Source organism: Streptomyces sp. NPDC037271 (genome assembly GCF_055603605.1).
Window position 1 is genome coordinate 86,113 of sequence record NZ_JBVJVN010000014.1, and the last position, 7,769, is coordinate 93,881.

Annotated in this window: 10 protein-coding genes and 1 tRNA gene; 9 read left to right on the plus strand and 2 right to left on the minus strand. The window is 70.5% G+C overall.

Annotation, left to right across the window (positions count from 1 at the left end):
- The first annotated feature begins 324 nt into the window (after positions 1–324).
- A complete protein-coding gene (locus ACZ7G3_RS23275) occupies positions 325–942 on the plus strand; it encodes a LytR C-terminal domain-containing protein (RefSeq protein WP_470928147.1) in 618 nt (205 codons plus the stop codon).
- Positions 943–984: 42 nt separating this feature from the next.
- Here ACZ7G3_RS23275 and upp read toward each other — a convergent pair whose 3' ends face one another.
- Complete coding sequence (gene upp / locus ACZ7G3_RS23280; RefSeq protein WP_470928048.1) at positions 985–1,620, minus strand: uracil phosphoribosyltransferase; 636 nt, start codon at positions 1,618–1,620, stop codon at positions 985–987.
- A gap of 176 nt (positions 1,621–1,796) precedes the next feature.
- Here upp and ACZ7G3_RS23285 point away from each other — a divergent pair, with 176 nt between their 5' ends.
- The 4 genes from ACZ7G3_RS23285 (at position 1,797) to ACZ7G3_RS23300 (ending at position 3,573) form a co-directional block, all read left to right on the plus strand.
- Positions 1,797–2,063 (plus strand): hypothetical protein, encoded by a 267-nt coding sequence (locus tag ACZ7G3_RS23285; protein ID WP_470928050.1) that lies wholly within the window; start codon positions 1,797–1,799, stop codon positions 2,061–2,063.
- A gap of 288 nt (positions 2,064–2,351) precedes the next feature.
- The gene (locus ACZ7G3_RS23290; protein ID WP_470928148.1) at positions 2,352–2,900 is read left to right on the plus strand and encodes a tRNA adenosine deaminase-associated protein; all 549 of its coding nucleotides are present in this window, start codon (positions 2,352–2,354) and stop codon (positions 2,898–2,900) included.
- A 77-nt stretch (positions 2,901–2,977) separates the two neighbouring features.
- Complete coding sequence (tadA, locus tag ACZ7G3_RS23295; protein WP_351398051.1) at positions 2,978–3,409, plus strand: tRNA adenosine(34) deaminase TadA; 432 nt, start codon at positions 2,978–2,980, stop codon at positions 3,407–3,409.
- A gap of 79 nt (positions 3,410–3,488) precedes the next feature.
- Positions 3,489–3,573 (plus strand) — tRNA-Ser (locus tag ACZ7G3_RS23300).
- A gap of 63 nt (positions 3,574–3,636) precedes the next feature.
- On the opposite strand, the gene ACZ7G3_RS23305 is transcribed toward ACZ7G3_RS23300, so the two are convergent.
- Positions 3,637–4,086 (minus strand): hypothetical protein, encoded by a 450-nt coding sequence (locus ACZ7G3_RS23305; RefSeq protein ID WP_470928052.1) that lies wholly within the window; start codon positions 4,084–4,086, stop codon positions 3,637–3,639.
- 712 nt (positions 4,087–4,798) lie between these two features.
- Here ACZ7G3_RS23305 and ACZ7G3_RS23310 point away from each other — a divergent pair.
- From ACZ7G3_RS23310 to ACZ7G3_RS23325, 4 genes are all read left to right on the plus strand, one after another.
- Entirely contained in the window at positions 4,799–4,975 is a 177-nt protein-coding gene (locus ACZ7G3_RS23310) for a hypothetical protein (protein WP_426522992.1), read from the plus strand.
- On the plus strand, positions 4,975–5,268 hold the full coding sequence (locus ACZ7G3_RS23315; RefSeq protein WP_426602201.1) for a Dabb family protein: 294 nt from the start codon (positions 4,975–4,977) through the stop codon (positions 5,266–5,268). Before ACZ7G3_RS23310 ends, ACZ7G3_RS23315 begins: the two co-directional genes overlap by 1 nt.
- A 181-nt stretch (positions 5,269–5,449) precedes the next feature.
- Positions 5,450–6,379, plus strand: coding sequence for an RNA polymerase sigma factor SigF (locus ACZ7G3_RS23320; protein WP_470928055.1), 930 nt, complete (start codon positions 5,450–5,452; stop codon positions 6,377–6,379).
- Between the two features lie 293 nt (positions 6,380–6,672).
- Positions 6,673–7,611, plus strand: a complete 939-nt coding sequence (locus tag ACZ7G3_RS23325) for an RNA polymerase sigma factor SigF (RefSeq protein ID WP_426522989.1) — start codon at positions 6,673–6,675, stop codon at positions 7,609–7,611.
- Positions 7,612–7,769 lie beyond the last annotated feature (158 nt).

A 7,769-nucleotide genomic window follows, 5' to 3' on the forward strand; every position in this document is an offset into this window, starting at 1 on the left:
CCCGGCCTCGCGCCGTGCCCGGCCTCGCGCCGTGCCCGGCCTCGCGCCGTGCCCGGCCTCGCGCCGTGCCCGGCCTCGCGCCGTGCCCGGCCTCGCGCCGTGCCCGGCCTCGCCCCTCGCCCGGCCCGTGCCCTCCAGCCCTGGCCCTGGCCCTGGCCCTGGCCTTGATCTGGCCTGGCCTGACCTTGGCGATCCTCGCGACACTCCGGCTTGACCCGTTCGGGTTGCGTTTCACCGAACGCCGGAACGTCAACTGATCATCTAATAGGCATCGACGTCCAAGCGCACTACGCTGCGACCATGAGCATGCTCACTCCCCCTGGCATGGGCGGCCAGTACAAGATCACGGGGGACAAGTACCCGCGGATGCGACCGGCCCGGCGACGCGGCCGGCTCGCGTTCGCCGGCGTCGCCTGCGTCACCGTGGTCGGAGTGCTCGGCTGGGGCACACTGCAGCTCATCGACGTCTTCACCGGCGGCGACAAGGCCTCGGCGGCCGGTGCCGCGGCCTGCTCGGACACCACCGCCAAGGCGAGCGCCTCGCCCGCCGCGGTGGCCGTGCCGAAGCCGGCCCAGGTCACCGTCAACGTGCTCAACGCGACGACCCGCAGCGGTCTCGCGCAGAAGACCGCCGACGAGCTGAAGAAGCGCGGCTTCCGCGTCGGCGACGTGGGCAACGCGTCCAAGGAGTACGACAAGAAGATCGGCGGCACGGGCGTCCTGCTCGGCGCCGCCGCCACCCTGAAGACGTCCCTGCCCGTGCTCGGCACCCAGCTCCCCGCCGCGGACCGCCGTACCGACGCGGCCCGCAAGGACACCAGCGTCGACCTGATCATCGGCGACGGCTTCAAGGGACTGGCGAAGAAGGCGGACGCCGACGCGGCGCTGGCCGGGCTGGCCGCACCGCGGCCGACGCCCGCCGTGGAGAAGAAGAGCTGCTGAGCAGCCGTATGGGTTCGACCGGGCCCGGAGGCCCGGAGCGTGCTACTCGGCCGCTCCGTACATCCGGTCGCCGGCGTCGCCGAGGCCCGGCACGATGTAGCCCTGATCGTTGAGACGCTCGTCCACCGAGGCCGTCACGACCGTCACCGGGGTGCCGGCCAGCTCACGCTCCATGAGTTCGACGCCCTCGGGGGCGGCGAGCAGCACCACGGCCGTCACGTCGTCGGCGCCGCGCTTGATCAGTTCCTGGATCGACGCGACGAGCGTGCCGCCAGTGGCCAGCATCGGGTCCAGGACGTACACCTGGCGTCCGGAGAGGTCCTCCGGCATCCGGGTCGCGTACGTGGACGCCTCCAGCGTCTCCTCGTTGCGGATCATGCCGAGGAAGCCCACCTCCGCGGTCGGCAGCAGCCGCACCATGCCGTCGAGCATGCCGAGACCGGCCCGCAGGATCGGCACCACCAGCGGGCGCGGGTGGGAGAGCTTGACACCGGTGGTCCGGCAGACCGGGGTGTGGATGTCGACCTGTTCGGTGCGCACGTCGCGCGTGGCCTCGTAGGCGAGCAGGGTGACCAGCTCGTCGGCGAGACGTCGGAAGGTCGCGGAGTCGGTGCGCTGGTCGCGCAGCGTGGTGAGCTTGTGGGCGACCAGGGGGTGGTCGACGACGTGGAGACGCATGTCCCCCACAGTAACCGGGCCCCGGGAGACCGGCGTCCCCGCGGCGGGAAAGCCCCTGCTCACGGCTCCCGATCACCGCTCCCGATCACGGTTCCGGATCACACTCCGCCCGATCGCCCGCGTCAAACCGCCCGACCGGGGGAAGGTGGGAGGAACGGACGCTGGGTGGTGAGACTGTGCCTGACCGGGACTTCCACGACACGCCGTCCCCCGGCAAGGAACCGGGGACGGGGCACGCGACGGAGCGGAACGCAAAACTCCGTACGCAGCGGAGTACGGAGCGGAGCGCGGAGCCGGAGGGGGACGCCGAGCGCCGACGGCGCCGCGCCCAGTTCCTGCGCGACCTGGCGGAGGCCCGCGAGCTGCGGGACCGCGTCCAGCCGCGCCGCGCCAAGGCCGCCCGGCTGCGCCACGCGATGCGCATGCGCACCTTCCGCTGGTAGCTCCCCCGGTGTTTCCCCGGCCCGGCCGGGGAAGATCACACGCCGCGCCGACGTTACGACGACGGACGTACCCGGGCGCCGCGAGAATCCGCGTACGATCCGCACGTGGCGGCGACGAGTCCCGGAACCCGGTCGAAACAGCCGGACACAGGGCGCCGAAGACGTCCCCTGAGGGCCTTGTTTCTGCCACGATTCCGAGTGGGTGGGCTCGGAGCACCGCTCCCCCACCCGCAGCCTCCGCCGGGGGGACCTCCAACCGGCACGCCTATGACCAGTGGGAGAGTCACGGTGTACTTCGCCGCACTGCTCGCGCGCACCGAAGACGGGTGGGAAGCGAGCGACACAGAGCTCGACGATGTGGAGACCCTGTCGGATCTGGCCGACCTCGCCCGGGAAGCCTCTCCCGACGAGGACACGGTGCTCGTGCTGATCGAGCAGGAGGACGCGTGGTTCGGAGTCGTCCGGGTGGACGGCGAGGAGGACCCCCGTATCTACGTCTCGGACGCCGCCGCGGCCGCCCGCAGCAGCTACGGCGAGATCCTGCTCACCGACGAGCTGCTCGGCCGGGAACCCGGTGACGACGGCGACGACCTCGACGCCCTCGACCTCGACGGCACGGAGGACGGGAACTCCGAGGACGAGGACGAGGACGACGGGGCGGGCGGTGACGCGGCCGCCGGCACCGGTGAGTCCGTGCCGCACGGCCCGGTCGGTGACGCGGAGATCCTCGACGACCTCGGCATGAGCGAGAAGGAACTGCGCTCGATGTCCGGGGACGCGGTCGGCGAGATCGCCGAGTCCCTGGGCGCCTCCGAGGTACTGGAGACCGTCCGCTGACCGCACAGGACGTGGGAGAAGAACCGCCGGAACGTTCCAGCCCGCCCGACCCGGTGCGCGACCCGTGGCGGGCGGCGATGCGGCTCGCCCTGGCCGAGGCCGGGCGGGCCGCGCGGGGCGGGGACGTCCCCGTCGGAGCCGTCGTGCTGGCACCGGACGGCCGGACCGTGCTGGCGGCCGGGCACAACGAACGCGAGGCCACCGGTGACCCCACGGCCCACGCCGAGGTCCTCGCGGTCCGGCGGGCCGCCGCGGAACTCGGCGAGTGGCGGCTGGCCGGCTGCACGCTCGTCGTCACCCTGGAGCCGTGCACGATGTGCGCGGGCGCGCTCGTGCAGTCCCGCGTGGACCGCGTCGTCTACGGCGCCCGCGACGACAAGGCGGGCGCGGCCGGCTCCCTGTGGGACGTCGTGCGCGACCGGCGCCTCAACCACCGTCCCGAGGTGATCGAAGGCGTCCTCGCGGACGACTGCGCCCGGCTGCTCACGGACTTCTTCCGCGACCGCTGACCGGCACCTGCCGAGCCGATGCCAAGCCCGTCCAGAACCGATTTCAAACCACGCCGCACTCTGTTGTAAGGTCTCTCTCGGTAGCGTGTCCGAGCGGCCGAAGGAGCTCGCCTCGAAAGCGAGTGTGGCGCAAGTCACCGAGGGTTCAAATCCCTCCGCTACCGCAGGTAGACGAAGGGCCCGGTCGGAAGACCGGGCCCTTCGTGCTGCTCCGTCCCGGTTGCCGTCTACGGCGGAGTGGGCGCTCCGTTGCCTGGCCGTGGGTCGGCCACAGCTTCGGTCGCCGCCTGAACGAAGGCGGCATGGAAGCTCCCCATCTGGCTCAGGCGACTCCAGTCGGCCCGAGCCTGTTCGGCCGATGCGTCATCCCCCGTCATGAACGCCTTTCGCCACTTCGAGAGGCTGTGATACACCCGTTCCCACAGCTGAGTAGCCGGATCACGAACCCTTTCCGGGCCCAGCATCATGATCAGCATTCGAGCACTCGTGACCCCGTTCGCCGGAGTTCCGATGTCGACTGTTCGCGGATCAGTGTCCGTTCTGGGCCTGCCCAGCATCTGGCTCATCTGCGTGGTGGCGAGGGCGTACTCGTCGAACGCGACCAACATGGCCCTGTACGCCTGTAGTCGCTGCTCGCGCAGCCAGTGTTCATGCTCGATGAGAGCCTGCTCCCGCACTTGCTTCTCCGTGGCCCTCGCCGCTGTCTCCGCCCCCATGCGAGCTCCACGTGTAGCGGCGATGCCTCCGATCAAGGCTCCTCCCATCACCCCCACGAGCCCCACCCCGGCAGACACGAGCGCCACCGTCTCCGCATCCATGCCTTCACACTGCCGTGCCGCTCGACAGCCCGCTGGGAATCGGGAGGAATGAGCGAGGCTCTCTGGCGCCTGCTACGGCGGGCGCTGTCGCTAGATCCTGGAAGAGCCCGGATTCTGACAGGCCGCGTGACGCAGGTCGATGTCGGACACGCCGCGTCTTCGATCGAGATGCCGTACCGGGCTGGAGCTTCCCGGCGCGGAGCAGCAGTACGCGGCGGACGCCGGCGGACGCTCCGTATCGCTTTCCGCCTCGTTCAAGCCGTCCGCACCCGTTCACGGCTGTACGCGTGGCGCCACGGACCAGGGGGGGTGTCTCGCATGCGGCGGGCCCCGTGTACGCGGCCTGGGTCACGCCGGTGCAGACGCCGGCGGGGCGCTCCCCGCCCCGCGGCCTTGGGCAGCCCGGCCACACCCGGCCCTGCCATGGCGTTGACCGGCAACGGGGAGCGGGAGCACCGGAGAGACCTGAGCGCCCTGAGTGCCCTGAGTACCCGTGAGGGGAGAAACGCAGAAAGGTTACACTCGCCGCCGGCGCAGAAGGCCTGGAGGAACCGGCAGCAGGGAGGCCGCGATGGCGGTGAACGCGAAGAAGATCGCCGTCTACGTACTCGTGGTCTTCGTGCTCTATGTGATCATCACGGATCCGGCGAAGGCCGCCGACTACGTACAGATCGGCTTCGAGGGCATATCCGACGCGGCGGCAGCCGTCGGTGACTTCATGACCTGGGCCGCCAACGGAGGAAAGTGATGATCCGCCACCTGGTGCTGTTCAAGCTGAACGAGGGCGTGGAGCGCGACGACCCGCGCGTCGTGAAGGGTGTCGAGGCCTTCCGGGCGCTCGGCGGCCGGATCGAGGAGCTGCGGTTCTGGGAGTGCGCCTGGAACATCAGTGACCGGCCCATCGCCTACGACTTCGCCATCAACTCGGCCGTGGACGACACCGACGCCCTCAGGCGCTACATCGACCACCCCGCGCACCAGGAGGGCGTCGCGCTCTGGCGGGAGTTCGCCACCTGGGTGATCGCCGACTACGAGTTCTAGCCCGCAGCAGCGCTCCGGCCCCGCACCGTGCCCGGTGCGGGGCCGCTTCGCGTCCACGCCCGCGTTCACTCAACACGGCGTTATGCGGTGCTTGCACACAGTGCACATGTCTTGTGATGCTATGACCGCTTTTGACGGATGACTTACGGAAGAGTTGACGGATCACGAGGTGGAGTTGACCGTGCCGGCCAGTACTGCGCCTCAAGCACCGCCCGCACCGCCCACACAGGCCGCCCAGGCCGCCGCACAAGCCGCCCAGGCCGCCACTCAAGCCACACAGGCCACACAGGTCGCACAGGCCGCGCAACCCCAGGAGCCGTCCGCGCGGGAGGCCGCGCCGCAGCGCAGCCGGGGCGCCGACACCCGGGCCCTGACCCAGGTGCTCTTCGGCGAACTGAAGGGCCTCACGCCGGGCACCCCGGAGCACGACCGGGTACGCGCGGCGCTCATCGAGGCCAACCTCCCGCTGGTGCGCTACGCCGCCGCCCGCTTCCGCTCCCGCAACGAGCCGATGGAGGACGTCGTCCAGGTCGGCACCATCGGGCTCATCAACGCCATCGACCGCTTCGACCCGGAGCGGGGCGTGCAGTTCCCGACGTTCGCGATGCCGACCGTCGTCGGCGAGATCAAGCGGTACTTCCGCGACAACGTCCGCACGGTGCACGTACCGCGTCGGCTGCACGAGCTGTGGGTGCAGGTCAACAGCGCGACCGAGGACCTGACGACCGCCTTCGGGCGCTCCCCCACGACCGCCGAGATCGCCGAGCGGCTGCGCATCACCGAGGAGGAGGTGCTGTCCTGCATCGAGGCGGGACGGTCGTACCACGCCACCTCGCTGGAGGCCGCGCAGGAGGGCGACGGGCTGCCCGGGCTGCTCGACCGGCTCGGCTACGAGGACCCCGCCCTCGACGGGGTCGAGCACCGCGACCTGGTCCGGCACCTGCTCGTCCAGCTCCCGGAACGCGAACAGCGCATTCTGCTGCTGCGCTACTACAGCAACCTCACCCAGTCCCAGATCAGTGCGGAACTCGGCGTCTCCCAGATGCACGTCTCGCGACTACTGGCGCGTAGTTTCCAGCGACTGAGGTCCGCGAACCGGATCGACACGTAGTCTCCGTACACGGCCTTCGCGCATATCGAAAGCGCGATCCAGGTGTCACCGGTGAGAGCGAATCGCTCACCAGGGCCGTTGCGGGTGGAATCGGGCCGAAAGACCGTCAGACCCCCTGTTTCCAGGGGGTATTCGCGTCTCGGATGTCGACATGTCACTACAGCGCGTTGCCGACATGTGACATTCTGCCGGAGACGCGTTTGCCGGAGCTCCGGCTCCGGTATTCAGGTGGAGGCTGCGTTCCCGGCGTGGGAGCGTTCGCCGTGACCGTCCCGCGACCCAAAGGGGGTGGCATGTCCGCAGACCAGGGCAGCTCGAAGGTGCTCGCGCTCGCTGAGAGCGAGACCGCACCCGACACGCTCGAGGCGCTCGGCCCCGTCGATGACGCACAGGCCATCGAAGCCGTACCGAACCTCGACGCCGTGCCGAACCTCGACGCCGTGCCGGCCCAGGCCGTTCCGGCCACGGAGGCCATCGACACCCGCACCCTGTCCCGCTCCCTGTTCCTGCGGCTCGCCGCCCTCGACAAGGACAGCCCGGAACGCGCCTACGTCCGGGACACCCTGATCGAGCTCAACCTCCCGCTGGTGCGTTACGCCGCCGCGCGCTTCCGCTCCCGCAACGAGCCGATGGAGGACATCGTCCAGGTCGGCACCATCGGCCTGATCAAGGCGATCGACCGCTTCGACTGCGAACGGGGCGTGGAGTTCCCGACGTTCGCCATGCCGACGGTGGTCGGCGAGATCAAGCGGTTCTTCCGCGACACCTCGTGGTCGGTGCGCGTCCCGCGCCGGCTCCAGGAGCTGCGCCTGGCCCTGACGAAGGCCACCGACGAGCTCTCCCAGAAGCTGGACCGCTCGCCGACGGTCGGCGAGCTGGCCGCGGTGCTGGGCGTGTCCGAGGAGGACGTCGTCGACGGCCTCGCGGTCGGCAACGCCTACACCGCATCCTCGCTGGACTCCCCGGCCCCGGAGGACGACGGTGGCGAGGGGTCGCTGGCGGACCGCCTGGGCTACGAGGACACGGCACTGGAGGGTGTGGAGTACCGCGAGTCCCTGAAGCCGCTGCTGGCCAAGCTGCCGCCGCGGGAACGGCGGATCATCATGCTGCGCTTCTTCGCCAACATGACCCAGTCGCAGATCGGCGAGGAGGTCGGCATCTCTCAGATGCACGTCTCCCGCCTGCTGACCCGCACCCTGGCTCAGCTGCGCGAGGGCCTCATCTCCGACTGAGTCCGGCGCCGGGCGGCGACCGGACGGCGACCGGACGGCGCAGAGCGCGCAGGAGCGCGCACGACGGCATGCGACGGCATGGGACGGGGGGAAGAAGGGGGGGGGGGGGGGGGGGGGGGGGGGGCCGGGGGGAAGCTTATTCCTCAGCGGGTGGGCGT